General features: G+C 58.3%; 22 protein-coding genes. 8 read left to right on the top strand and 14 right to left on the bottom strand.

Going from position 1 to position 24532, the window contains the following annotated elements:
• Positions 1-3: 3 nt before the first annotated feature.
• Genes yidC through rpmH form a run of 4 tightly spaced genes read right to left on the bottom strand, consistent with a single transcriptional unit; the run spans position 4 to position 2485 of the window.
• Positions 4-1689: a membrane protein insertase YidC gene (gene yidC, locus ASD70_RS23020; protein WP_043048230.1), complete on the bottom strand. Its 1686-nt coding sequence runs from the start codon at positions 1687-1689 to the stop codon at positions 4-6.
• A gap of 2 nt (positions 1690-1691) precedes the next feature.
• Entirely contained in the window at positions 1692-1937 is a 246-nt protein-coding gene (yidD, locus tag ASD70_RS28645; RefSeq protein ID WP_019816912.1) for a membrane protein insertion efficiency factor YidD, read from the bottom strand.
• Positions 1930-2334 carry a ribonuclease P protein component gene (rnpA, locus tag ASD70_RS23025; protein ID WP_056847560.1) on the bottom strand — a complete coding sequence of 135 codons (405 nt, stop codon included), beginning with the start codon at positions 2332-2334 and terminating at the stop codon, positions 1930-1932. The genes yidD and rnpA overlap by 8 nt, the downstream gene beginning before the upstream one ends.
• A gap of 16 nt (positions 2335-2350) precedes the next feature.
• The gene (gene rpmH, locus ASD70_RS28650; protein ID WP_003213577.1) at positions 2351-2485 is read right to left on the bottom strand and encodes a 50S ribosomal protein L34; all 135 of its coding nucleotides are present in this window, start codon (positions 2483-2485) and stop codon (positions 2351-2353) included.
• A gap of 585 nt (positions 2486-3070) precedes the next feature.
• Between rpmH and dnaA the strand changes: the two genes are divergently transcribed.
• Genes dnaA through gyrB form a run of 4 tightly spaced genes read left to right on the top strand, consistent with a single transcriptional unit; the run spans position 3071 to position 9276 of the window.
• The gene (gene dnaA / locus ASD70_RS23030) at positions 3071-4588 is read left to right on the top strand and encodes a chromosomal replication initiator protein DnaA (RefSeq protein WP_046070216.1); all 1518 of its coding nucleotides are present in this window, start codon (positions 3071-3073) and stop codon (positions 4586-4588) included.
• Positions 4589-4626: 38 nt separating this feature from the next.
• A complete protein-coding gene (dnaN, locus tag ASD70_RS23035; RefSeq protein ID WP_005783345.1) occupies positions 4627-5730 on the top strand; it encodes a DNA polymerase III subunit beta in 1104 nt (367 codons plus the stop codon).
• 20 nt (positions 5731-5750) lie between these two features.
• Positions 5751-6854, top strand: coding sequence for a DNA replication/repair protein RecF (gene recF / locus ASD70_RS23040; protein ID WP_003187251.1), 1104 nt, complete (start codon positions 5751-5753; stop codon positions 6852-6854).
• A 4-nt stretch (positions 6855-6858) separates the two neighbouring features.
• Positions 6859-9276, top strand: coding sequence for a DNA topoisomerase (ATP-hydrolyzing) subunit B (gene gyrB, locus ASD70_RS23045; RefSeq protein WP_046070218.1), 2418 nt, complete (start codon positions 6859-6861; stop codon positions 9274-9276).
• Positions 9277-9373: 97 nt separating this feature from the next.
• Here gyrB and ASD70_RS23050 read toward each other — a convergent pair whose 3' ends face one another.
• Positions 9374-10096, bottom strand: coding sequence for a response regulator transcription factor (locus ASD70_RS23050; RefSeq protein WP_046070219.1), 723 nt, complete (start codon positions 10094-10096; stop codon positions 9374-9376).
• A 391-nt stretch (positions 10097-10487) separates the two neighbouring features.
• On the opposite strand from ASD70_RS23050, the gene ASD70_RS23055 reads away from it, so the two are divergent.
• Positions 10488-12767 (top strand): CHASE2 domain-containing protein, encoded by a 2280-nt coding sequence (locus ASD70_RS23055; RefSeq protein ID WP_056847521.1) that lies wholly within the window; start codon positions 10488-10490, stop codon positions 12765-12767.
• Between the two features lie 181 nt (positions 12768-12948).
• Here the strand turns inward: ASD70_RS23055 and ASD70_RS23060 are convergent, their stop codons facing one another.
• The 4 genes from ASD70_RS23060 to glyQ form a co-directional block, all read right to left on the bottom strand.
• Complete coding sequence (locus tag ASD70_RS23060) at positions 12949-13719, bottom strand: lysophospholipid acyltransferase family protein (protein ID WP_046070221.1); 771 nt, start codon at positions 13717-13719, stop codon at positions 12949-12951.
• A gap of 82 nt (positions 13720-13801) precedes the next feature.
• On the bottom strand, positions 13802-14341 hold the full coding sequence (gene gmhB, locus ASD70_RS23065) for a D-glycero-beta-D-manno-heptose 1,7-bisphosphate 7-phosphatase (protein WP_162252760.1): 540 nt from the start codon (positions 14339-14341) through the stop codon (positions 13802-13804).
• Positions 14341-16395 (bottom strand): glycine--tRNA ligase subunit beta, encoded by a 2055-nt coding sequence (glyS, locus tag ASD70_RS23070; protein ID WP_046070222.1) that lies wholly within the window; start codon positions 16393-16395, stop codon positions 14341-14343. Before glyS ends, gmhB begins: the two co-directional genes overlap by 1 nt.
• A complete protein-coding gene (gene glyQ / locus ASD70_RS23075; RefSeq protein WP_003187265.1) occupies positions 16392-17345 on the bottom strand; it encodes a glycine--tRNA ligase subunit alpha in 954 nt (317 codons plus the stop codon). The genes glyS and glyQ overlap by 4 nt, the downstream gene beginning before the upstream one ends.
• Positions 17346-17426: 81 nt before the next feature.
• On the opposite strand from glyQ, the gene ASD70_RS23080 reads away from it, so the two are divergent.
• Both ASD70_RS23080 and ASD70_RS23085 read left to right on the top strand, forming a co-directional pair.
• Entirely contained in the window at positions 17427-17984 is a 558-nt protein-coding gene (locus tag ASD70_RS23080; protein WP_043048256.1) for a DNA-3-methyladenine glycosylase I, read from the top strand.
• A 40-nt stretch (positions 17985-18024) separates the two neighbouring features.
• Positions 18025-18912, top strand: a complete 888-nt coding sequence (locus tag ASD70_RS23085) for a lysophospholipid acyltransferase (protein WP_014716285.1) — start codon at positions 18025-18027, stop codon at positions 18910-18912.
• Between the two features lie 134 nt (positions 18913-19046).
• Here the strand turns inward: ASD70_RS23085 and ASD70_RS23090 are convergent, their stop codons facing one another.
• From ASD70_RS23090 to def, 5 genes are all read right to left on the bottom strand, one after another.
• Positions 19047-19358, bottom strand: a complete 312-nt coding sequence (locus ASD70_RS23090; RefSeq protein ID WP_046070223.1) for a hypothetical protein — start codon at positions 19356-19358, stop codon at positions 19047-19049.
• Positions 19359-19376: 18 nt separating this feature from the next.
• Positions 19377-20750, bottom strand: a complete 1374-nt coding sequence (gene trkA, locus ASD70_RS23095) for a Trk system potassium transporter TrkA (protein WP_005783380.1) — start codon at positions 20748-20750, stop codon at positions 19377-19379.
• 22 nt (positions 20751-20772) lie between these two features.
• Positions 20773-22083, bottom strand: coding sequence for a 16S rRNA (cytosine(967)-C(5))-methyltransferase RsmB (rsmB, locus tag ASD70_RS23100; RefSeq protein WP_056847522.1), 1311 nt, complete (start codon positions 22081-22083; stop codon positions 20773-20775).
• Positions 22080-23033, bottom strand: coding sequence for a methionyl-tRNA formyltransferase (fmt, locus tag ASD70_RS23105; RefSeq protein ID WP_046070225.1), 954 nt, complete (start codon positions 23031-23033; stop codon positions 22080-22082). The genes rsmB and fmt overlap by 4 nt, the downstream gene beginning before the upstream one ends.
• Before the next feature lie 69 nt (positions 23034-23102).
• Positions 23103-23609: a peptide deformylase gene (gene def / locus ASD70_RS23110; RefSeq protein ID WP_046070226.1), complete on the bottom strand. Its 507-nt coding sequence runs from the start codon at positions 23607-23609 to the stop codon at positions 23103-23105.
• 135 nt (positions 23610-23744) lie between these two features.
• Here def and ASD70_RS23115 point away from each other — a divergent pair, with 135 nt between their 5' ends.
• Positions 23745-24521: a hypothetical protein gene (locus ASD70_RS23115; protein ID WP_046070227.1), complete on the top strand. Its 777-nt coding sequence runs from the start codon at positions 23745-23747 to the stop codon at positions 24519-24521.
• Positions 24522-24532: the final 11 nt, after the last annotated feature.

Genomic DNA, 24532 nt, shown 5'->3' on the forward strand with positions numbered 1-24532 from the left:
AAATTACGCCTCGGCTTTTTTGGTAGCCGCTTCGATTTTACGTGTGATGTACCACTGTTGAGAGATCGACAACACGTTGTTGACCACCCAGTACAGTACCAAACCGGCTGGGAACCACAGGAAGAAGAAGGTGAAGATGATTGGCATCATTTTCATTACCTTGGCCTGCATCGGATCCGGCGGGGTTGGGTTCAGACGCTGCTGGATGAACATGGTCGCGCCCATGATGATCGGCAGGATAAAGAACGGGTCTTTGATCGACAGGTCAGTTATCCACAGCATGAACGGCGCCTGGCGCATTTCCACGCTTTCCAGGAGTACCCAATACAGCGACAGGAATACCGGCATCTGCACCAGAATCGGCAAGCATCCACCCAGCGGGTTGATCTTCTCTTTCTTGTACAGCTCCATCATGGCCTGCGACATTTTCTGCCGGTCGTCACCATGTTGTTCTTTCAATGCGGCCAGTTTCGGGGCCACGGCACGCATACGCGCCATCGATTTGTAGCTGGCAGCCGACAGAGGGAAGAAGATCCCCTTGATCAGCATGGTCAGGAAGATGATCGACCAACCCCAGTTACCGACGATGCTGTGGATATGTTGCAGCAACCAGAAGATCGGCTGGGCAATGAACCACAGAATGCCGTAATCGACAGTCAGTTCCAGCCCTGGGGATAACTCTTTCAGGACGGCCTGGCTTTTCGGGCCGGCGTACAGTGTAGCGCTGGTTTCAGCCTTGGCACCCGGAGCGACGTTCAACGCCGGGCCAGTAAAACCAATGATGTAGTTGCCTTGGCTGTCTTTACGGGTCTGAACCAGGTTGGCTTCACCCTTGTTCGGGATCCAGGCGGTCACGAAGTAGTGTTGCAACCAGGCAACCCAGCCGCCTTGCACGGTTTCTTTCAGCGAACCCTTGTCGATATCTTTCATCGACACTTTTTTGTACGGCTCACCACTTGTCCACAGGGCTGCGCCCAGGTAAGTCGCGGTGCCGGTGGCAGTGCTGGAAGAAGGATCGGAGCTGCCATCACGCTTGAGCTGGGCAAACAGGTTGCCACTCCAAGGCTTGTCGCTTTCGTTGTCGATCAGGTAAGTGACCTTCAAGTCGTACAAACCACGGGTAAAGCTGAAACGCTTGATGTAGTTGACGCCGTCGAGGCTGAATTTCAGGTCGACGTTCAACTGGTTCTGGCCGTCAGCCAGTTGATAAGTCTTCTGTTCGGTCGAATAAACCGGACGACCGGTAGCACGTGCATCCGGACCGTTGGTGCCGGTCAGGCCACTTTGTGCCAGATAAACACGCTCGCCACCGTTATCAAACAGTTGGAACGGAACATCCGGATGGTCTTGGCGACGTGGATACAGCGGCAGTTTCAACTGCGCGATATCACCACCTTGCGGGTCGATGGCCAGGTCGAGCACATCCGTTTTCACGTGGATGAGGTCTTTATTGGTGACCACTGGCGTTTCTAAAGGGGCGCTGGTCTCGCCATTCGCGCTGGGAACATCGGCACTCGCGGACGCATTATTATTACCCAGCGGGGCGTCCGGAATAGCCGGCGCGGCCTGATTGGTAGCAACATTCTGAGTCGGCAGGGCAGCCTGGCCGTAGTCCTGGTTCCACTTAAGAACCATGACGTAGGACACGATTGCCAGGGCGACGATCAGGATCGTGCGTTTAATATCCATGATTACTCGGCCATCGAAGAAGAACGGGAGGTAGGGATAGGTGGAACCGGGTCATAACCACCGGGATTCCACGGATGACAGCGACCTAAACGACGAAAGGTCAGCCAGCCACCGCGCAGAAGACCATGATTTTCTATGGCTTCTAACGCGTAGCAGGAACAGCTGGGGTAGAAACGACAGTGGCTGGCCATCAGGGGACTAATGGCATAGCGATAAAACTGGATCGGAACGATTGCCAGTTTACGCATCAAGACTGTCTACCCCTACAGTTTCGGTGCTGACTGCTGGTGTTGGCTTGTTGGTACGCGCCAAACGTTTCCAGAGCTTGCCGAAATGCTGAATCAATTCGGGGTTTTCTAAATCACCCAAGCCTTTGCGCGCGACGATAACAATATCCCAACCAACCAGAGTGTCCTGGTGGAGGCGAAACGATTCGCGCATCAGACGCTTGAGGCGATTGCGCTCAACGGAGAGCTTTACGCTCTTCTTGCCGATCACCAACCCGAGACGAGGGTGATCAAGATCGTTGTTACGCGCAAGGAGCAGGAGATTTTTCCCCGGAACCTTGCCGGTGGGGGAGTCAAAGACTGCCTTGAAATGCCGGGGGGTTAGCAGACGCTTTTCCCGACTGAAGTCCTGACTCACCACCAGTACCGGATTATCAAACTGCCAGACGCGCACGACCTTTGGCGCGGCGACGCGACAGGACAGCACGGCCGTTCTTGGTAGCCATGCGAGCACGGAAGCCGTGAGTACGGGCGCGTTTGATGGTGCTTGGTTGGAAAGTACGTTTCATGGCGTTGTTACCTGGTTCGTCCACAACGGGCCGGAATGGCCCCCGTTTTAAGAGACCGGCGATTCTAGAGAAAGCAAGCCTCTAGGTCAATTTCCAACCAGCTTTTCCTTTAATTAGTTCTTCATGGCGTCACGACGCACTTCGGGTCGTCCGGCTTCCATCAGCCTTGCGTTAGATATAAAAATAAAGAAGGAAGTTATTTAAAGCTTTTCTGTAAAGCTTATAAAAGCTAGGGCCGCGATCTTCTGTGGATAACTACCTTTAGCCCTTGTTCTACGTGATGTACAGAGAATGACAACACGGGGGAGAAGCGGTGCTCTGCCTGTGCTGCGCTGTCGGATAAGCTGTGCGTGGAATGGGTTGTTATCCACAGGCTAGTTACCCACAGAGTTTCGACCCCACTTGTACAACGAGCTCAGGGTGGCTTATCCACAGAGCTTATGCACAGACCATTGGTCGCCTTTTTTGCAGTTAAGACGTTGATTTTGGCTGGGCTGTGAGCAACCTACATGTGGATAAGTGGGCGGCTGGCCGCTACAATGGCGGCTGTTTTTGCCTCACCGGCTTTCAACTTAGGGGATATCCGTGTCAGTGGAACTTTGGCAGCAGTGCGTGGAGCTTTTGCGCGATGAGCTGCCTGCCCAGCAATTCAACACCTGGATCCGTCCGCTACAGGTCGAAGCCGAAGGCGACGAGTTGCGTGTCTACGCACCCAATCGTTTTGTTCTCGACTGGGTCAACGAGAAGTACCTGAGCCGCGTTCTCGAATTGCTCGATGAACATGGCAACGGCCTCGCGCCCGTGCTCTCCTTATTAATAGGCAGCAAACGTAGCTCGGTACCACGGGCCGCGCCGAATGCGCCTTTGGCTGCCGCGGCGTCGCAAGCCCAGGCCGCAGCGGCGCCGGTTGCCGCTTCCCCGGTGCCTGCGGCGACGCCTTCCAAATCCTCAGCGCAAAAAAATGCGCCAGAGAATGAAGAGCCATCCCGTGACAGCTTCGACCCGATGGCGGGTGCCAGCTCCCAGCAGGCGCCGATCCGCGCCGAACAGCGCACTGTTCAGGTTGAAGGTGCGCTCAAGCACACCAGCTACCTGAACCGCACCTTCACCTTTGAAAACTTCGTCGAAGGTAAGTCGAACCAGCTGGCTCGGGCGGCCGCCTGGCAGGTCGCCGATAATCCCAAGCACGGGTACAACCCGCTCTTCCTTTATGGGGGCGTTGGCTTGGGTAAGACGCACTTGATGCACGCCGTGGGTAACCACCTGTTAAAGAAGAACCCGAATGCCAAGGTCGTGTACCTGCACTCGGAGCGCTTCGTGGCGGATATGGTCAAGGCCTTGCAGCTCAATGCAATCAACGAATTCAAGCGCTTCTACCGTTCCGTTGACGCCTTGCTGATCGATGACATTCAGTTTTTCGCGCGCAAGGAACGCTCCCAGGAGGAGTTTTTCCATACCTTCAACGCCCTGCTTGAAGGTGGCCAGCAGGTCATCTTGACCAGTGACCGTTACCCGAAGGAAATCGAAGGCCTTGAGGAACGTTTGAAGTCGCGCTTCGGTTGGGGCCTGACCGTTGCGGTGGAACCGCCGGAGCTGGAAACCCGCGTCGCGATCCTGATGAAGAAGGCCGACCAGGCCAAAGTCGACCTGCCCCACGACGCCGCGTTCTTCATTGCCCAACGTATTCGTTCCAACGTGCGTGAGCTGGAGGGTGCGCTCAAGCGGGTCATCGCTCACTCGCACTTCATGGGCCGCGATATCACCATCGAGTTGATTCGCGAATCCCTGAAAGACTTGTTGGCCTTGCAGGACAAACTGGTGAGTGTGGATAACATCCAGCGCACCGTGGCCGAGTACTACAAGATCAAGATTTCCGACCTGCTGTCCAAGCGTCGGTCGCGCTCGGTTGCGCGCCCCCGTCAGGTAGCCATGGCTCTCTCCAAGGAGTTGACTAACCACAGCCTGCCGGAAATCGGTGATGTATTTGGCGGACGCGACCACACCACGGTCCTGCACGCATGCCGCAAGATCAACGAACTTAAGGAATCCGACGCGGATATTCGCGAGGACTACAAGAACCTGCTGCGTACACTGACTACGTGATGACACCAGCGCAGCTTATTAAGGCAAGGGACTAGACCATGCATTTCACCATTCAACGCGAAGCCCTGTTGAAACCCCTGCAACTGGTCGCAGGCGTCGTCGAGCGCCGACAGACCTTGCCGGTGCTTTCCAACGTATTACTGGTAGTCGAAGGCCAGCAGTTGTCCTTGACCGGTACCGATCTGGAAGTCGAGCTGGTGGGTCGCGTACAGCTCGAAGAGCCCGCCGAACCCGGCGAGATCACCGTACCGGCGCGCAAGCTGATGGATATCTGCAAAAGCCTGCCGAACGACGCGCTGATTGATATCAAGGTCGATGAGCAAAAGCTGGTGGTCAAGGCTGGCCGCAGCCGTTTTACCCTGTCGACCTTGCCGGCCAATGATTTCCCTACCGTGGAAGAAGGCCCGGGCTCGCTGACCTGCAGCCTGGAGCAGAGCAAGCTGCGTCGCTTGATCGAGCGCACCAGCTTCGCCATGGCCCAGCAGGACGTGCGTTACTACCTCAACGGCATGCTGCTGGAAGTGTCGGAAGGCATCATCCGTGCCGTGGCCACTGATGGCCACCGCCTGGCAATGTGCTCGATGCGCGCCGATATCGGCCAGCCGGATCGCCACCAGGTGATCGTGCCGCGCAAAGGTATCCTCGAATTGGCCCGCCTGCTCACCGAGCCGGACGGCAACGTAAGCATCGTGTTGGGGCAGCATCACATCCGCGCAACCACTGGCGAGTTCACCTTCACTTCCAAGCTGGTTGACGGCAAGTTCCCGGATTACGAACGCGTGTTGCCTAAAGGTGGTGACAAGCTGGTAATCGGTGATCGCCAGGCGCTGCGTGAGGCGTTCAGCCGTACTGCCATTCTATCGAACGAAAAGTACCGCGGTATTCGCCTGCAACTGGCCAACGGCCAATTGAAAATCCAGGCCAACAACCCGGAACAGGAAGAGGCGGAAGAAGAAGTCGGCGTCGACTACAACGGCGGTTCACTGGAAATCGGCTTCAACGTGAGCTACTTGTTGGACGTACTGGGGGTGATGACGACTGAACAGGTTCGCCTGATTCTGTCTGACTCCAACAGCAGCGCCCTGGTGCAAGAATCCGACAACGACGACTCGGCTTACGTTGTCATGCCGATGCGCCTGTAACCATGCTCAGCAGAAGCTAGATGTCCCTCAGTCGCGTCTCGGTCACCGCGGTGCGCAATCTGCACCCGGTGACTTTCTCCCCTTCCCCTCGCATCAATATCCTCCATGGCGCCAACGGCAGTGGCAAAACCAGCGTGCTGGAAGCGATCCACTTGTTGGGGCTTGCTCGTTCTTTCCGCAGTGCCCGCCTGCTACCCGTAATTCAATACGAACAACTGGCTTGCACAGTGTTTGGCCAAGTTGAACTGGCTGAGGGCGGTCATAGCAGCCTGGGGATATCCCGTGATCGTGGCGGTGAGTTTCAAATCCGAATTGACGGGCAAAATGCTCGCAGCGCAGCGCAATTGGCGGAAATATTGCCATTGCAGCTAATCAACCCAGACAGTTTCCGATTGTTGGAAGGCGCACCGAAAATTCGGCGGCAATTCCTCGATTGGGGCGTGTTCCACGTGGAACCACGCTTTATGGCCACCTGGCAACGCCTGCAGAAGGCCCTGCGGCAGCGGAACTCATGGCTGCGGCATGGTACACTTGACGCCGCTTCGCAAGCAGCCTGGGACCGGGAGCTGTGCCTGGCCAGTGATGAAATAGATGAGTACCGTCGCGCCTATATCAAAGCCTTGAAACCAGTCTTTGAGCAGACCTTGAGCGAGTTGTTGGATCTCGAGGGGCTGACGCTGAGTTACTACCGCGGCTGGGACAAAGAACGCGAGCTGAGCGCAGTGCTCGCCACCTCTTTGCAGCGGGATCAGCAAATTGGCCACACCCAGGCCGGACCCCAACGCGCTGACTTGCGTCTTAGATTAGGCGCACACAATGCTGCGGATATCTTGTCCCGCGGCCAGCAGAAATTGGTGGTCTGTGCATTGCGTATCGCGCAGGGGCATCTGGTTAGCCAGGCCCGTCGCGGCCAGTGTATTTATCTGGTGGATGACCTGCCGTCGGAACTCGACGAGCAGCACCGCCGTTCGCTATGCCGCTTGTTGGAAGACTTACGCTGCCAGGTGTTTATCACCTGTGTAGACCACGAATTATTGAGGGAAGGCTGGCAGACGGAAACGCCAGTCGCTTTGTTCCACGTGGAACAAGGCCGTATCACCCAGACCCACGACCATCGGGAGTGAAGGCATGAGCGAAGAAAACACGTACGACTCGACCAGCATTAAAGTGCTGAAAGGTTTGGATGCCGTACGCAAACGTCCCGGTATGTACATTGGCGACACCGATGATGGTAGCGGTCTGCACCACATGGTGTTCGAGGTGGTCGATAACTCCATCGACGAAGCACTGGCCGGTCACTGCGACGACATCAGCATTATCATCCACCCGGATGAGTCTATTACCGTGCGTGACAACGGTCGTGGCATCCCGGTAGACGTACACAAAGAAGAAGGCGTTTCGGCGGCAGAGGTTATCATGACCGTGCTCCACGCTGGCGGTAAGTTCGACGACAACTCCTATAAAGTATCCGGTGGTTTGCACGGTGTAGGTGTGTCGGTAGTGAACGCGCTGTCCGAAGAGTTGATTCTCACCGTTCGCCGCAGCGGCAAGATCTGGGAACAGACCTACGTCCACGGTGTGCCACAGGAGCCGATGAAAATCGTTGGCGACAGTGAAACCACTGGCACCCAGATCCACTTCAAGCCATCGGCTGAAACCTTCAAGAACATCCACTTCAGCTGGGACATCCTGGCCAAGCGGATTCGTGAACTGTCCTTCCTCAACTCCGGTGTCGGTATCGTCCTCAAGGATGAACGCAGCGGCAAGGAAGAACTGTTCAAGTACGAAGGCGGCCTGCGTGCATTCGTTGAATACCTGAACACCAACAAGACTGCGGTCAACCAGGTGTTCCACTTCAACATACAGCGTGAAGATGGCATTGGCGTGGAAATCGCCTTGCAGTGGAACGACAGTTTCAACGAAAACCTGTTGTGCTTCACCAACAACATCCCGCAGCGCGATGGCGGTACTCACTTGGTGGGTTTCCGTTCTGCGCTGACGCGTAACCTGAACACCTACATTGAAGCGGAAGGCCTGGCGAAGAAGCATAAAGTCGCCACCACCGGTGACGACGCCCGTGAAGGTTTGACCGCGATCATCTCGGTCAAGGTGCCGGATCCGAAGTTCAGTTCCCAGACCAAAGACAAGCTGGTGTCTTCCGAAGTGAAGACCGCTGTTGAACAGGAAATGGGCAAGTACTTCTCCGACTTCCTGTTGGAAAACCCGAACGAAGCCAAGCTGGTCGTTGGCAAGATGATCGATGCTGCCCGTGCCCGTGAAGCCGCACGTAAAGCCCGTGAGATGACCCGTCGTAAAGGCGCGTTGGATATCGCCGGCTTGCCAGGCAAACTGGCTGACTGCCAGGAGAAGGACCCTGCCCTCTCCGAACTGTACCTGGTGGAAGGTGACTCTGCTGGCGGTTCCGCCAAGCAGGGACGCAACCGTCGCACCCAGGCCATCCTGCCGTTGAAGGGTAAGATCCTCAACGTCGAGAAGGCTCGCTTCGACAAGATGATTTCCTCCCAGGAAGTCGGCACCTTGATCACTGCACTCGGCTGCGGTATTGGCCGTGATGAGTACAACATCGACAAGCTGCGTTACCACAACATCATCATCATGACCGATGCTGACGTCGACGGTTCGCACATTCGTACCCTGCTGCTGACGTTCTTCTTCCGTCAGCTGCCAGAGCTGATCGAGCGTGGCTATATCTACATCGCCCAGCCTCCTTTGTACAAAGTGAAGAAAGGCAAGCAAGAGCAATACATCAAAGACGACGACGCCATGGAAGAATACATGACGCAGTCGGCCCTGGAAGATGCCAGCCTGCACCTGAACGACGAAGCCCCGGGCATCTCCGGTGAGGCGCTTGAGCGCCTGGTCAACGACTTCCGCATGGTAATGAAGACGCTCAAGCGTTTGTCGCGCCTGTACCCTCAGGAGTTGACCGAGCACTTCATCTACCTGCCTTCCGTGAGCCTGGAACAGTTGGGTGACCATGCACACATGCAGGATTGGCTGGCCCAGTACGAAGTGCGCCTGCGTACCGTCGAGAAGTCTGGCCTGGTGTACAAAGCCAGTCTGCGCGAAGACCGTGAACGTAACGTCTGGCTGCCAGAGGTCGAACTGATCTCCCACGGCTTATCGAACTACGTCACCTTCAACCGCGACTTCTTCGGCAGCAACGATTACAAGACGGTAGTTACCCTCGGTGCGCAGCTGAGCACGCTGCTGGACGACGGTGCTTATATTCAACGTGGTGAGCGTAAGAAGGCAGTTAAGGAGTTCAAGGAAGCATTGGACTGGTTGATGGCTGAAAGCACCAAGCGCCATACCATTCAGCGATACAAAGGTCTGGGCGAGATGAACCCGGACCAGCTGTGGGAAACCACCATGGACCCAGCTCAGCGTCGCATGCTGCGCGTGACCATCGAAGACGCCATTGGCGCAGACCAGATCTTCAACACCCTGATGGGTGATGCGGTCGAGCCTCGCCGTGACTTCATCGAGAGCAATGCTTTGGCGGTGTCTAACCTGGACTTCTGATCAGGCAAATCGGCTAAAACCAAAAAGGCCAACGCTTAGCGTTGGCCTTTTTTATTGGGTGCATTCTGAAAATGCTCCACGTGGAACATCAAGAAATTTAACTTTGGGAGTTCGTTGCCACACTCTCCAACCGATACCCGTATCCATAAATCGTCAACAGCTGCCATCCGCGATCCGCCGTCAGCCCCAGCTTATTGCGCAGACGGTAGATGTGCGTATCCAAAGGCCGCGAAGAAACCATTTCTTCGTGGCTCCAGAATCGCTCATACAGGTACTCGCGAGACAGCGGTCGGGCCAAATTGGCGAACAGGCAACTGGCAAGGCGGTATTCCCGTTCCGTCAGGTTGATAGGTTTGCCTGCGCGGGTGACGGTCAATTCAGCATCGTCGAATGTCAGATCGTTGAAGCTCTGCACTTCCTGAGTAGCCGACTTCTGCAGGCCATGGCGCCGCAAGACTGCACTGACTCGGGCTTTGAGTTCATTAGGTCGAAAGGGCTTGCTGACGTAATCGTCCGCGCCGCTATTTAACGCTGTGACGATATCGCTCTCCGCATCACGACTGGTGAGCATGATGACAGCGGGAGGGGATTCCATATGTTCGCGGGTCCAGCGTAACAGTGCGATCCCCGAGATATCCGGCAGTTGCCAATCGAGTATCAGCAGGTCAAAGGTTTCCCGGCGCAGTTGGCGCAACAGGTCCTCACCGCGCTCGAAGAAATGCAGGGACCAGGGCTGTTCCGCTTGGCTGGGGATCTGTCGCAGTGTCTGTTCCACCCGTCTCAATTCGGCGGGCTCGTCATCCAATATTGCGACACGCATGGGTGGGTCCTTCCTACAAAAATACAAGCGCTTGAATGGGAGGCACTGCTGTGCAAATGCCGGCCTCTGAATCTGAATAATTATGGACGGATTCTACGCTTCGGGAATCTCTCGATACGCTGATATCAAAGGGCTGTTAACTTGACGCACTCTTGATGCTCAATGGAAAGATACCGGCTCCTGTGTATAAGGAAAAGCCGCGATGCCGATAGCCTCCCTGGTACGTCTGTTTGGCGGGCCTACACAAAGCCCTCCGATGAGACCGAAATAAGCTTCACTGGTTTCAGAGCATTGTATGCGCTTCATCGTAACCACCTGAGAGGGAGCCTGGGCCTATGGCAGCTTTACCTGCAAACCATCTTCGCTTTTGTATAAGTGCGGCGGTAGCCCTGTGAAACTATGGCGCAAAGCCGAGAAACGCCAACCTACCCGAGCACAACTGTTGTTCCATGGGCTGGTGCGGGAATGGCTGCTGATCGGCTTGGTACTGCTGCCCTTCACCGTGTACTTGTCCTTGAGCCCAGGCCTGGCCCTCAATAACCCGCTCTACGATAGCTTGCGTCGGCTGGCGCCTTTGCCGGTAGATCCACGGATCCTGCTGGTGACCATTGACGCCCACAGCCTTGAAGCACTCGGCCCATGGCCTTGGCCGCGCAACGTGCATGCCGACCTGATTGGACGCCTGAGTGCCGCCCAGCCTGCAGCCATTTTGTTTGATGTCATTTTCAGTGAGTCCGGCGAGGACGCCGATGGCCGGCGATTGGCTGATGCCGTGTGTAAAGCCGGAAATGTATTGTTGCCTATCATCGGTGATAGCAGCGGGAGCCCGAGCTCGCCGCAAGAGCCGTTATCGCCATTGCTCAAATGCGCCAAAGGTGTCGGGCATATCAACGTCGAGGCGGATAACGACGGCGTGGTGCGCAGTGTGTATCTGCGTGAAGGCCCCCCCGGAAGTACGCTTGAGCAATTGGCCTGGCTGGCATTCACGCTGAGTGGGCAAGCCCCGACCATGCCTGGATTGTCTCAAGCGCCCAGCAATGTGCGATGGCACCAGGAGCATGAGATTCGTGTTCCGTTCACCTCCGAGGCCGAGCACTTTCCCAGTGTCTCCTATGTCAGCGTATTACGCGGTGAAGTACCTCCAGAGTCGCTGCGTGGACGGTTGATTCTGATAGGTGCCACAGCCTACGGAATGGCCGATCGTTTCGTGACGCCGCTCTCCTCCACCGTTGGTACTACAGCGGGTGTGGAGATCCAAGCCGACGTGCTCAATGGCTTATTGCAGGGCCGCAGCATTGTCGACTTGCCCGGATGGCAGGCAGCGCTGTTGGCAACATCATTGGTAACGCTGCTGTTGGGTCTTTTGCTTTATCGCCCACGTTACGCCCTATGGATGACCTTGGCAGGCATGGCCGCCGCGTTGCTGGGGTCTTGGGCGTTGTTGCGCTTGGGACATTGGTGGTCCCCTGCGGCCTGCCTGATTGGTTTGTTGCTCAGTTATCTGATCTGGAACTGGCGACGCTTGAGCGTGATCCTCGCCTACTTTGGCTGGGAATTGGCCCGCCTGGATAACGAACCGAAGGTGCTTCCTGAGCGTCGCCGTGCGCCTGCCAGTAAGGGCGATGTACTGCAGGGACGGATCTTTGCCCTTGAGCAAGCCGTCAGCCGCACGCGAGATACACGGCGCTTTATGGCTGACGGACTCGAATGCCTGCCGGTCGCGACGCTGATCACCGACCCCCAGGGTAATATTCTGTTGGCCAACCGTGTGGCCCGTGACGTATTCGGCAATGACCTGGTGGGCGAAAACCTCGTCGAACAACTCGCCGAATTGGGTTATCCCCCGTTGCATAACGGCGTACGCCCTGCCCTGTCAGCACTGGAACTGGTGGAATTCCGCGACATCCACCAACGCAGTCTGCGCATGGAGCTTGCTCCTTTGCTTCCTGCCGAAGGTGATTTTGCCCTCGGCTGGTTGCTCAGCCTGACTGATCTGAGCAAAGAGCGCGAAGCCCAGCAGCACCGCGAGACCATGTTGCGTTTCCTTTCCCATGATTTGCGTGCACCGCATTCGGCGATCCTTGCCTTGCTGGATGTGCATAACGGCGAATCGCCGGTTTTTGCCCAGATCGAGCAGCAGGTCCGCCGGGCCTTGAGCCTTACCGAATCCTTTGTGCAATTGGCCAAGGCCGAGGCTGACGGGTATCAGTTCCAACCGACCCTGTTCGCCATGCTGGTGATGGATGCCTTTGATCAGGTAGCGGTGATTGCGCAGCTCAAGGGCATTCATCTGGTCCACGATCTGGATGAGGCCGATGAGGCCATGGTCTACGCCGACCAATCACTGCTCACGCGGGCGTTGTTCAATGTGCTGGAGAACGCGATCAAATATTCCCCATCCGGTACTACCGTCAGACTGAGGCATGCCAGCGCACAAGGTTGGTTGGAATGCCATATCAGCGACCAGGGGCCGGGGATTGCACCTAAGGATTTACCGGAGCTGTTCAGTCAATACCGGCGTTTCGATTCCGCCCAGGGCAGTGACGGTCTTGGGCTTGGCCTGAGCATGGTCAAAGCCGTGGTAGAACGGCATGGCGGGCGCATCGTTTGTGAAAGTGAACAAGGCAAAGGCTCCACGTTCATCCTGCAACTGCCGCAGTTGGACGATTGAAAAACGGAATTTCCTGCTGTGCATAAAAAACCGGTCACAAGGACCGGTTTTTTTATGAAGAAAAAACTTATGCACGTTTTTCCTGATTTTATGAGGTCAAGAAATATGTAGTCAAATCAGCATGTTATGCATCAAAAAAGCTAATTCGCCAACAAAGCGTACACAGGTTATCCACAGATGCTCAAACGACGGGCGTCTCTACAACTACGGGTTCCGGAGGCAAGGAGCCCATGGCCTGCTGTTGCGCTTGGTTCCACGCTGCAGCGCGGTCATTCAGCGCGGCAATGGCACGCGGCCCTTCGCCTTCTGCGTACATGGGTTCGCCGATTACCACGGTGATGGTGCCTGCGCGTTTAGCCCAGCCGGTCTTGGGCCAGAACTTGCCGGCGTTATGTGCAATAGGCAAAACAGGCAAGTTGGCGTTGACCGCCAGTGCGGTGCCGCCACGTGAGAATTTGCCCACCGTACCGTAGGGCACCCGCGTGCCCTCCGGGAAGATCAGTACCCATACGCCATCCTTGAGCAGCTCATCACCCTTCTTGGCGACATGCTTGAGCGCTGCCTTGGGGTTGTCGCGGTCGATGGCGATCGGCCGGAGCATAGCCATGGCCCACCCGAAGAACGGCACATACAGCAGTTCGCGCTTGAGCACTTGGCTCAACGGCGAGAAATAGGCCGAGAGGAAGAACGTTTCCCAGGTGCTCTGGTGGTTCGACAGAATCACACAGGGCTGCTCCGGGACGTTTTCAGCGCCCTTGATCTCGAAACGGATATTGAGGAATACCTTGCTCAGCCACAACGCGCAGCGGCACCAATAAACGTTGATGAAACGATAGCGCGCCTTGAAAGGCAGGAACGGTGCGATAAAAAAGCTCAGGGTGCACCAGAGAAACGAACTGGTGCCCAGCAGCAGGTAAAAGAAAAAGGTTCTGATGGCCTGCAAGATCGACATGGCGGCATTTACCGTTGCGGGACACGGCCCGCCTGTTAAAAGCGCACTCCCGAACAATCCTTGGTCAGGAAGTCGAGGGCGGCTAGTTGTTGATAAGTTCTGCGGCAACGGCCGCCAGATCGTCAAAAATCAAAGTGCCAACCGGCAAGGCTTTCGCCTGGGTCTTTTCGCCTTTTCCGGTCTTAACCAAAACTGGCTGAGAGTCGACGGCCTTGGCCGCCTCCAGGTCACCGAGGCTGTCCCCGACGAACCATATCCCAGCTAACGGCACCTTGTAATGTTCTGCAATGATTTTCAACATGCCAGGCTTGGGCTTGCGGCAATCGCAGCCCTCATCCGGCCCGTGGGGGCAGTAGACCACCAACCCCACCTCACCGCCCTGCTCGGCCACCAACGCGCGCAGGCGCGCGTGCATGGCGTCCAGGGTGGCGATGTCGTAATAACCCCGGGCGATGCCGGACTGGTTGGTGGCAATGGCCACCGTCCAGCCGGCTTTGCTCAACTGCGCGATGGCCTCGATCGAGCCAGGCAGTGGGATCCACTCATCCACCGATTTGATGTAAGCGTCGGAGTCGTAATTGATCACCCCGTCCCGATCAAGAATCAGCAGTTTCAACATCATCAGCCCAGTACGGAAATGTCAGCGATATTGATGAACAGACCACGCAGGCGCGCGAGCATGGCGTAGCGGTTTTTCCGCACGCCGGCATCGTCGGCATTGATCATCACTGCTTCGAAGAACGCATCCACCGGCTCACGCAACGACGCCAGGCGGGCCAACGCTTCAGCGTAGTTACGCTCTGCGATCAGCGGCTTCACGGCGTTTTCGGCCTTGGCAATGGCCGAGTTCAGCGAGAACTCCTTGGCATCGGCAAACAGGCCAGGGTCGACTTCGGCGTTGCCGAGGTTGTCGGCCTTGCTCAGCAGGTTCGACACGCGCTTGTTCACGGCGGCCAGGGCATCAGCTTCCGGCAGCTTGCGGAATGCCTGTACGGCTTGTACACGCTGGTCGAAGTCCAAGGCAGAACCCGGTTGCAGGGCACGCACCGACAGGTAGACCGAAACGTCCACGCCTTCGTCTTCATAACGCGCACGCAGGCGGTCGAACACGAACTCCAGCACTTGCTCGGCCAGGCCGGCTTGCTTGACCTTGGCGCCGAACTGGCCGACGGCGAACACCACGGCCTGGGTCAGGTCGAGGTCCAGCTTCTTGTCGATCAGGATGCGCAACACGCCCAAGGCCGCACGACGTAGGGCATAGGGGTCTTTACTGCCGGTGGGCAGCATGCCGATGCCGAAGATGCCAACCAACGTATCCAGCTTGTCGGCGATGGCCACTGCCGCACCGGTCAGGGTGGTCGGCAGCTCTGCACCGGCACCGCGCGGCATGTACTGCTCGTTCAGGGCCAGGGCGACTTCTTGCGGCTCACCGTCGTTGAGGGCGTAGTAATAACCGGCAACGCCTTGCATCTCGGGGAACTCGCCGACCATCTCGGTGGCCAGGTCGCACTTGGACAGCAAGCCGGCACGTGCGGCCCAAGCTGCGTCCCCACCAATACGCGGGGCGATGTAGGCCGCCAGCTTGGAAACCCGTGCGGCCTTGTCATAGACACTGCCGAGTTTTTCCTGGAACACCACGTTTTGCAGGCGCAGGTTGAAGTCTTCGAGCTTCTGCTTCTTGTCTTGTTTGAAGAAGAACTCGGCGTCGGTCAGGCGCGGGCGAACGACTTTTTCGTTACCGGCGATGATCTGCTGCGGGTCCTTGCTTTCGATGTTGGCCACGGTGATAAAACGCGGCAGCAACTTGCCGTCCGCGTCGAGCAGGCAGAAGTACTTCTGGTTGTCCTGCATGGTGGTGATCAACGCTTCTTGCGGCACCTCAAGGAAACGCTCTTCGAACGAGCACACCAGCGGCACCGGCCATTCCACCAGGGCGGTCACTTCGTCCAGCAGGCTTTGCGGGACGATGGCGGTGCCTTCCTGCAGGCGCGCCAGCTCTTCGGTGCGCTTGCTGATCAGCTCGCGACGCTCATTGGCATCGGCGAGCACATAAGCAGCGCGCAGGTCGTTGAGGTAGTTGGCCGGCGAGGTGATACGCACGCTTTCTGGATGGTGGAAGCGGTGTCCACGGGAATCACGACCGGCTTTCTGGGCGAGGATAGTGCAGTCGATGACCTGGTCACCGAGCAGCATCACCAGCCATTGGGTCGGACGCACGAACTCTTCCTTGCGCGCACCCCAGCGCATGCGCTTGGGGATCGGCAGGTCGTTCAGGGAATCTTCGACGATGGTCGGCAGCAGGCTGGCGGTCGGCTTGCCGGTGATGACCTGGCTGAAACGCAGTTTCGGACCGCTCTGGTCGATCTCGCTCAGCTCTACGCCACATTTCTTGGCAAAGCCAAGGGCGGCCTGGGTCGGGTTGCCTTCGGCATCGAAAGCCGCCTGGCGCGGCGGGCCGTCGAGGTTGATGCTGCGGTCCGGCTGCTGGGTTTCCAGCGCGGTCAGCAACACGGCCAGGCGACGTGGCGCGGCGTAGACTTTTTTCGCTTCGAACTTCAGGCCAGCGCTGTGCAGGCCTTTTTCGATACCGGCCAGGAACGCATCGGCCAGGGTATTGAGTGCCTTGGGTGGCAACTCTTCGGTGCCCAGTTCAACCAGGAAATCTTGAGCACTCATTGTGCAGCCTCCAGCTTAGCCAACACTTCATCACGCAGGTCCGGGGTTGCCATCGGGAAGCCCAGCTTGGCGCGAGCCAGCAGGTAGGCTTGGGCGACGGAACGCGCCAGGGTGCGTACACGCAGGATGTATTGCTGACGCGCAGTTACCGAGATGGCACGGCGCGCGTCCAGCAGGTTGAAGGTATGGGACGCCTTCAACACCATTTCATAGCTTGGCAACGGCAGCGGCTGGTCGAGTTCGATCAGCCGCTTGGCTTCGCTTTCATAGAAGTCGAACAGTTCGAACAGCTTGTCGACGTTGGCGTGCTCGAAGTTATAAGTGGACTGCTCCACTTCGTTCTGGTGGAACACATCGCCGTAGGTGACTTTGCCGAACGGGCCGTCGGCCCACACCAGGTCGTAGACCGAGTCCACGCCTTGCAGGTACATGGCCAGGCGCTCCAGGCCGTAGGTGATCTCGCCGGTCACCGGGTAGCACTCGATGCCGCCGGCTTGCTGGAAGTAGGTGAATTGCGTCACTTCCATGCCATTGAGCCAGACTTCCCAGCCCAGGCCCCAGGCGCCCAGGGTTGGCGATTCCCAGTTGTCTTCGACAAAACGGATGTCGTGCACCAGTGGGTCGAGGCCGACGTGTTTCAGCGAGCCCAAGTACAGCTCCTGGAAATTATCCGGGTTGGGCTTCAATACCACCTGGAACTGGTAGTAGTGCTGCAGACGGTTCGGGTTTTCGCCGTAGCGGCCGTCAGTCGGGCGACGACTGGGCTGCACATAAGCGGCGTTCCAGGTTTCCGGGCCGATGGCCCGCAGGAATGTAGCGGTGTGGAAAGTGCCGGCGCCTACTTCCATATCGTAGGGCTGAAGTACCACACAACCTTGCTCGGCCCAGTATTGCTGGAGGGCGAGGATCAAGTCTTGGAAGGTACGCACGGCTGGCGTAGGCTGGCTCACGAAATTCACCTGTTACTTGGGCTGCGATTTAAAGAGCGGGAGTATACCCGATTCGGCCCTGCCACCACCCCCTGGAGCCTTATGCCACGCTGCTTTTGGTGTTCTGAAGATCCGCTGTACATGGCTTATCACGATCAGGAGTGGGGAACGCCGCTGCGCGATGCGCAGGGTTTGTTCGAGTTGCTTTTGCTCGAAGGGTTCCAGGCAGGCCTGTCCTGGATCACCGTTTTACGCAAACGCGAGCATTATCGAAAGGTGTTGTTTGGCTTTGATGCGCAGCGTCTGGCGCAACTGAGCGATGACGAGATCGAGGTGTTGATGCAGGATCCAGGCATCGTGCGCAATCGCTTGAAGCTCAACGCTACTCGGCGCAATGCCGCGGCCTGGCTGGCGTTGGAGGATCCGGTGGGTCTGCTCTGGTCGTTTGTCGGCGGCAAACCCAAGGTCAATCACTTCAAGGATCGCAGCGAAGTCCCGGCGATTACCGCCGAGGCCGAAGCCATGAGCCGCGCCTTGAAAAAAGCCGGCTTCACTTTCGTCGGCCCGACCATCTGCTACGCCTTCATGCAGGCCTCGGGCATGGTCATGGACCACACCCAAGACTGCGACCGCTACGCGGACTTGGCCAACGCCGGTTAGAATGCCGGTTTTGCGCACCACACACGATCAGGAGTGACCTGTGGAAAAGTTTAAAGGCGCCTTGCTGGTAGGCGCTCTCCGGTTGTTTGCCCTGCTGCCCTGGCGCGCCGTACAGGCCGTCGGCACGGGCATCGGCTGGATCATGTGGAAAACGCCCAATCGTTCCCGCGACACGGTGCGGATCAACCTCTCCAAATGCTTCCCGGACATGGACCCGGCCGAGCGTGAGCGCCTGGTGGGCCGCAGCCTGATGGACATCGGCAAATCCCTGACCGAAAGCGCCTGTGCGTGGATCTGGCCGGCGCAGCGTTCCATCGACCTGGTACGCGAAGTCGAGGGCCTTGAAGTGCTGCACGAAGCCCTGGCCTCCGGCAAAGGCGTGGTGGGGATCACCAGCCACCTGGGCAACTGGGAAGTGTTGAACCACTTCTATTGCAGCCAGTGCAAGCCGATCATTTTCTATCGCCCGCCCAAGCTCAAGGCAGTGGACGAATTGTTGCGCAAACAGCGTGTGCAACTGGGTAACCGCGTGGCAGCGTCGACCAAGGAAGGTATCCTCAGCGTGATCAAGGAAGTGCGCAAAGGCGGCCAGGTGGGCATTCCTGCCGACCCGGAGCCGGCTGAGTCGGCCGGCATCTTCGTGCCATTCTTTGCCACCCAGGCACTCACCAGCAAATTCGTGCCGAACATGCTCGCCGGCCACAAGGCGGTGGGCGTATTCCTGCATGCCCTGCGCCTGCCGGACGGCTCGGGCTACAAGGTCATTCTGGAAGCGGCGCCGGAAGACATGTACAGCACAGACACCGCCACCTCCTGCGCGGCGATGAGCAAGGTGGTGGAGCGCTATGTTGGCGCCTACCCGAGCCAGTACATGTGGAGCATGAAGCGCTTCAAGAAGCGCCCGCCGGGTGAGGCGCGGTGGTACTGATTTACACCTGACTCAAGACCGATATAGAAACAATGTGGGAGGGGGCTTGCTCCCGGTAGCGGTGGTTCAGTCAAATATGCATTGGCTGACACACTGCCATCGGGAGCAAGCCCCCTCCCACATTTAGTCCTGTATCAAGCCTGGCGGTCGAGTTTTTTCAGGAACACGGTCATCTCTTTTTCGGCTTGTTTGTCGCCATGGGCCTGGGCCGCTTCGATGCCCCTCTCCCAAGCCAGTCGTGCTGCGGCGTTATCACCCAACCCTTGCTGCGCCTTGCCCAACAGCTTCCACGCTGCCGAATACTTCGGATCGAACTCGACGCATTTGCCTAGATGCTCCGCCGCTTTGACATTGTCCTTCAAGTCCAGATAACCCTTGCCCAATCCAAAGCGCAGCAGCGAATTATCCACACCCTTGGCGAGCATTTTTTCCAGGGATTCGAGCATGTCGGTCACTCCGTCTGATCAGAAAAAGCTCAGGCCCACGTGGAACAGTTTCTCCACGTCGCGGATATGTTTTTTATCCACAAGGAACAGAATCACATGATCACCGGTGGCGATCACCGTGTCGTCGTGGGCAATGATCACTTCTTCATCACGAATAATTGCGCCAATAGTGGTGCCCGGCGGCAGGCCAATATCGCGGATGGCCTTGCCGATCACCTTGCTCGACTTCGAGTCACCGTGGGCGATCGCCTCGATGGCTTCCGCCGCGCCCCGGCGCAATGAGTGCACGCTGACGATATCGCCACGGCGCACGTGGGCGAGCAAGGTGCCGATGGTGGCCAGCTGCGGGCTGATGGCGATATCGATATCGCCGCCCTGGATCAGGTCGACGTAGGCCGGGTTGTTGATGATGGTCATCACCTTTTTCGCCCCCAGCCGCTTGGCCAGCAGCGACGACATGATGTTGGCTTCGTCATCGTTGGTCAGGGCCAGGAAGATGTCGGCGTCGGCGATATTCTCTTCCATCAGCAGGTCGCGGTCCGAGGCGCTGCCTTGCAGTACGACGGTGCTGTCGAGGGTGTCGGACAAATGCCGGCAACGCGCCGGGCTCATCTCGATGATCTTCACCTGGTAGCGGCTTTCGATGGCTTCGGCCAGACGTTCGCCAATCTGCCCACCGCCAGCGATAACAATGCGTTTGTAGCTTTCATCGAGCCTGCGCATTTCGCTCATGACGGCGCGAATATTCGCTTTGGCGGCGATGAAAAACACTTCGTCGTCGGCTTCAATCACCGTATCGCCCTGGGGCAGGATCGGCCGGTCACGACGGAAAATTGCCGCTACGCGGGTTTCCACATTCGGCATGTGTTCGCGCAGCTGGCGCAGTTGCTGGCCCACCAACGGCCCACCGTAGTAAGCCTTCACCGCCACCAATTGCGCCTTGCCTTCGGCGAAGTCGATCACCTGCAAGGCGCCCGGAATCTCGATCAGGCGCTTGATGTAGTGGGTCACTACCTGTTCCGGGCTGATCAGTACGTCGACGGGAATGGCATCGTTATCGAACAAGCCGGCGCGGGTCAGGTAGGCCGCCTCGCGCACACGGGCGATCTTGGTCGGGGTATGGAACAAGGTATGGGCCACCTGGCAGGCGACCATGTTGGTTTCGTCGCTGTTGGTCACCGCGACCAGCATGTCGGCATCGTCGGCACCCGCCTGACGCAGCACCGTCGGAAACGATGCGCGGCCTTGCACCGTACGGATATCCAGGCGGTCGCCCAGGTTACGCAGGCGCTCGGCATCAGTGTCGACCACGGTAATGTCGTTGGCTTCGCCGGCCAGATGCTCGGCCAGCGTGCCACCAACCTGCCCTGCCCCAAGGATGATGATTTTCATCCGGTCACTCCCTTAAAACCATTCAGCCGCGCGCGGCGGCGATCTTGATCAGTTTGGCGTAGTAGAAACCATCGTGCCCGCCTTCCTGCGCGAGCAGTTGGCGGCCGTGGGGCTGCTTGATGCCTGCGGTAGTCGCGAGGTCAAGCTCACGCGCGCCGCTGGTGCGGGCGAGGAAGGCCTGGATGACCTCGGTATTCTCGGTGGGCAAGGTGGAGCAGGTGGCGTAAAGCAGGATGCCACCGACTTCCAGGGTAGGCCACAGTGCGTCGAGCAGTTCGCCTTGCAGCACGGCCAGGGCGGCGATGTCGTCGGGCTGGCGGGTCAGCTTGATGTCCGGGTGCCGGCGTATGACCCCGGTGGCAGAGCACGGTGCGTCCAGCAGGATGCGCTGGAACGGCTTGCCGTCCCACCAAGTGGCGGTTTCGCGGCCGTCGGCGGCAATCAGTTCGGCGCTCAAGCCCAGGCGTGCGAGGTTTTCCCGTACGCGTACAAGGCGCTTGGCTTCAAGATCCACGGCCACTACATCGGCCAGATCTTTTTCGACTTCAAGGATGTGGCACGTCTTACCGCCCGGTGCACAACAGGCGTCGAGTACACGCTGGCCGGGCGCCAAGTCGAGCAAGTCGGCGGCCAATTGCGCGGCCTCGTCCTGCACACTGATCCAGCCTTCGGCAAAGCCCGGCAGGCTGCGCACATCGGCGGCGGCTTCCAGCACGATGCCGTCCGTGCTGTACACGCACGGGGTGGCGTTGATGGCCGCGTCGGCGAGTAATTGCAGGTACACGTCACGGCTGTGGTGGCGACGGTTGACCCGCAGGATCATCGGCGGGTGCGCGTTGTTGGCCGCGCAGATAGCCTCCCATTGCTCGGGCCAGAAGGCTTTAAGGGACTTTTGCAGCCAGCGCGGGTGGGCGGTGCGCACCACCGGATCATGTTCCAGCTCGGCCAGCAGTGCTTCGCTTTCACGCTGGGCGCGGCGCAACACGGCATTGAGCAGGGCCTTGGCCCAGGGCTTTTTAAGTTTGTCGGCGCACCCGACGGTTTCACCGATGGCTGCGTGGGCTGGTACCCGGGTGTAGAGCAATTGATAAAGGCCCACCAGCAACAGCGCCTCGACATCAGCGTCTGCCGCTTTGAACGGCTTTTGCAGCAGCTTGGCCGCCAGCGCAGACAACCGAGGCTGCCAACGGGCGGTGCCAAAGGCCAGGTCCTGGGTGAAGCCGCGGTCGCGGTCTTCGACTTTGTCCAGTTGCGTCGGCAATGAGCTGTTCAGCGAAGCCTTGCCGTTGAGGACAGCAGCGAGAGCCTTGGCGGCGGCCAGACGCGGGTTCATTGAGCGGCCACCCCAAGGATGGTGCCCAGGGCAAATTTCTCACGACGACTGTTGAACAAATCGCTGAAGTTCAGCGCTTTGCCGCCGGGCAATTGCAGGCGAGTCAGGCACAGCGCCTGTTCACCACACGCCACCAGCAGGCCATCTTTGCTGGCGCCGATGATTTCGCCGGGAGTGCCTTTGCCGTCGGCCAAGGATGCGGCGAGTACTTTCAAGGCTTCGCCGTTGAGGCTGCTGTGGCAGATCGGCCACGGGTTGAACGCACGCACCAGGCGCTCTAACTCCACGGCGGGGCGGCTCCAGTCGATGCGCGCTTCGTCCTTGTTCAGCTTGTGGGCGTAGGTGGCCAGGCTGTCGTCCTGTACTTCGCCTTCCAGGGTGCCCGACGCGAGGCCGGCGATGGCCTGGATCACGGCGGACGGCCCCAACTCAGCCAGGCGGTCATGCAGGCTGCCGCCGGTGTCTTGGGCGGTGATGGGCGTGGTGACCTTGAGCAGCATCGGGCCGGTGTCCAAACCCGCCTCCATGCGCATCACGGTCACACCGCTTTCCCCGTCGCCCGCTTCAACGGCGCGCTGGATAGGCGCCGCACCGCGCCAGCGAGGCAGCAGCGACGCATGGCTATTAATGCAACCCAGGCGCGGGATATCCAGCACCGCCTGGGGCAGGATCAAGCCGTAGGCCACCACCACCAGCAAGTCCGGCTTCAGCGCAGCCATTTCGGCCTGGGCCTCGGCATTACGCAGGGTCGGTGGCTGCAGCACCGGGATATTGTGCTCCAGTGCCAATTGCTTGACCGGGCTCGGCATCAGTTTTTGCCCGCGACCGGCCGGGCGATCCGGCTGGGTGTACACCGCGACGATGTCATAAGGGCTGGCAAGCAGCGCCTTGAGGTGTTCGGCGGCGAATTCAGGGGTGCCGGCAAAAACAATGCGCAATGGCTCGGTCATGGGCGTTCTCGGTTAAAAGCAGTCACAAAAGAAAAAGGCTTGCCGCAGCAAGCCTTTGGAAGAAGGGTATCAAGCTTGCTGGCGATGCTTTTTTTCCAGCTTCTTCTTGATCCGGTCACGCTTGAGCGTGGACAGATAATCGACAAACAGCTTGCCGTTGAGGTGGTCGCATTCATGCTGGATGCATACCGCCAACAGGCCTTCGGCAACCATTTCGAACGGCTTGCCATCACGGTCCAAGGCCTTGATCTTCACGCGCAGCGGGCGTTCGACGTTCTCGTAGAACTCCGGCACCGACAGGCAGCCTTCCTGGTATTCACCCATCTCGTCGGTCAGCGGTTCGAACTCGGGATTGATGTATACCCGGGGTTCGCTGCGATCTTCAGACAGGTCCATGACCACGACGCGCAGGTGCACGTTGACCTGGGTGGCGGCGAGACCGATCCCCGGGGCTTCATACATTGTTTCAAACATGTCATCGACCAACTGACGAACCTTGTCGTCCACTACGGCCACCGGCTTGGCGATCGTGCGCAGGCGCGAGTCGGGAAATTCGAGGATGTTCAAAATAGCCATAAGCGTAATTGCTGCACATGTGAAGTAGAGACCAATCGGCGGTGGGATGGACCCACACGGCCGGTGTGAAACGCTCGGAAGCCGCGAAGGCCATGACATTTCACGCGAACGCACATAATAAAGGAGATTGACCCCATGAGGAAATCGCTACTCGTCTTGCTGCTATGGGCCCCACTTGCCACGGCACTGATTGCGCAGCCCACCGAGCGCCTGGGCCAGGCGCCGCAACAGGCCATCCAGCACTTCCTGCTGCATAACCGTATTCTCGATTCACCCCAGGACCTGGATAACGCACCTTACATTGTCGCAGTACAAGGCGGTCGTGTGCTGGGCGCCAACGGCGAGCGTATACATGCTCGCGGTAGCTTGGACCCGGCCCAGCCCAGCTACGGGATCTTTCGTCGGGGCAAGGCTTACATCGACCCTGATACCCAGGAACTACTGGGAATCAACGCCAATGACATCGGCACCGCGCGCTTTTTGCTCGCCGACAACCTCACTACCTTGGCTGTGCAGAGGGTTACCCAGGAAATCCGCCCGGGCGACCGTTTGCTCCGTGCCGAACCGCCTGTCGAGCTGGCCAACCTGCAAGCAGCCAAATCAGCACCCTTCATCGAAGGGCACATTATTGATATTCCCAGGGGCATCACTCAGTTCGGCGTGCTGGATGCCGTGACCCTGAATAAGGGGCGCCGCGATGGCCTGGTAGAAGGTCAGTTGCTCACGGTGATCAAGGCTGGCGCCACTGTGCGAGACGCCCTTACCGACATGCCGAGCCAGCTTCCCGATGAGCGGGCCGGCACCCTGCAGGTCTTTCGCACCTATGAAAAGCTCAGTTACGCCTTGGTGCTCAGCGCTTCACGCGCCTTGGCAGTGCAGGATCGTTTTGAGACAGCTCAACAAGCGCAATAAATAGCCTGCTA

The organism is Pseudomonas sp. Root569 (genome assembly GCF_001427465.1).
Lineage (GTDB): Bacteria > Pseudomonadota > Gammaproteobacteria > Pseudomonadales > Pseudomonadaceae > Aquipseudomonas > Aquipseudomonas synxantha.

What these genes read in the sequence shown, in the direction of transcription:
- yidC (WP_043048230.1), bottom strand. Translation starts at nt 1,689, where the DNA reads ATGGATATTAAACGCACGATCCTGATCGTCGCCCTGGCAATCGTGTCC.
- yidD (WP_019816912.1), bottom strand. Translation starts at nt 1,937, where the DNA reads ATGCGTAAACTGGCAATCGTTCCGATCCAGTTTTATCGCTATGCCATT.
- rpmH (WP_003213577.1), bottom strand. Translation starts at nt 2,485, where the DNA reads ATGAAACGTACTTTCCAACCAAGCACCATCAAACGCGCCCGTACTCAC.
- dnaN (WP_005783345.1), top strand. Translation starts at nt 4,627, where the DNA reads ATGCATTTCACCATTCAACGCGAAGCCCTGTTGAAACCCCTGCAACTG.
- recF (WP_003187251.1), top strand. Translation starts at nt 5,751, where the DNA reads ATGTCCCTCAGTCGCGTCTCGGTCACCGCGGTGCGCAATCTGCACCCG.
- gyrB (WP_046070218.1), top strand. Translation starts at nt 6,859, where the DNA reads ATGAGCGAAGAAAACACGTACGACTCGACCAGCATTAAAGTGCTGAAA.
- ASD70_RS23050 (WP_046070219.1), bottom strand. Translation starts at nt 10,096, where the DNA reads ATGCGTGTCGCAATATTGGATGACGAGCCCGCCGAATTGAGACGGGTG.
- ASD70_RS23060 (WP_046070221.1), bottom strand. Translation starts at nt 13,719, where the DNA reads ATGTCGATCTTGCAGGCCATCAGAACCTTTTTCTTTTACCTGCTGCTG.
- gmhB (WP_162252760.1), bottom strand. Translation starts at nt 14,341, where the DNA reads ATGATGTTGAAACTGCTGATTCTTGATCGGGACGGGGTGATCAATTAC.
- glyS (WP_046070222.1), bottom strand. Translation starts at nt 16,395, where the DNA reads ATGAGTGCTCAAGATTTCCTGGTTGAACTGGGCACCGAAGAGTTGCCA.
- ASD70_RS23080 (WP_043048256.1), top strand. Translation starts at nt 17,427, where the DNA reads ATGCCACGCTGCTTTTGGTGTTCTGAAGATCCGCTGTACATGGCTTAT.
- ASD70_RS23090 (WP_046070223.1), bottom strand. Translation starts at nt 19,358, where the DNA reads ATGCTCGAATCCCTGGAAAAAATGCTCGCCAAGGGTGTGGATAATTCG.
- trkA (WP_005783380.1), bottom strand. Translation starts at nt 20,750, where the DNA reads ATGAAAATCATCATCCTTGGGGCAGGGCAGGTTGGTGGCACGCTGGCC.
- rsmB (WP_056847522.1), bottom strand. Translation starts at nt 22,083, where the DNA reads ATGAACCCGCGTCTGGCCGCCGCCAAGGCTCTCGCTGCTGTCCTCAAC.
- fmt (WP_046070225.1), bottom strand. Translation starts at nt 23,033, where the DNA reads ATGACCGAGCCATTGCGCATTGTTTTTGCCGGCACCCCTGAATTCGCC.
- def (WP_046070226.1), bottom strand. Translation starts at nt 23,609, where the DNA reads ATGGCTATTTTGAACATCCTCGAATTTCCCGACTCGCGCCTGCGCACG.
- ASD70_RS23115 (WP_046070227.1), top strand. Translation starts at nt 23,745, where the DNA reads ATGAGGAAATCGCTACTCGTCTTGCTGCTATGGGCCCCACTTGCCACG.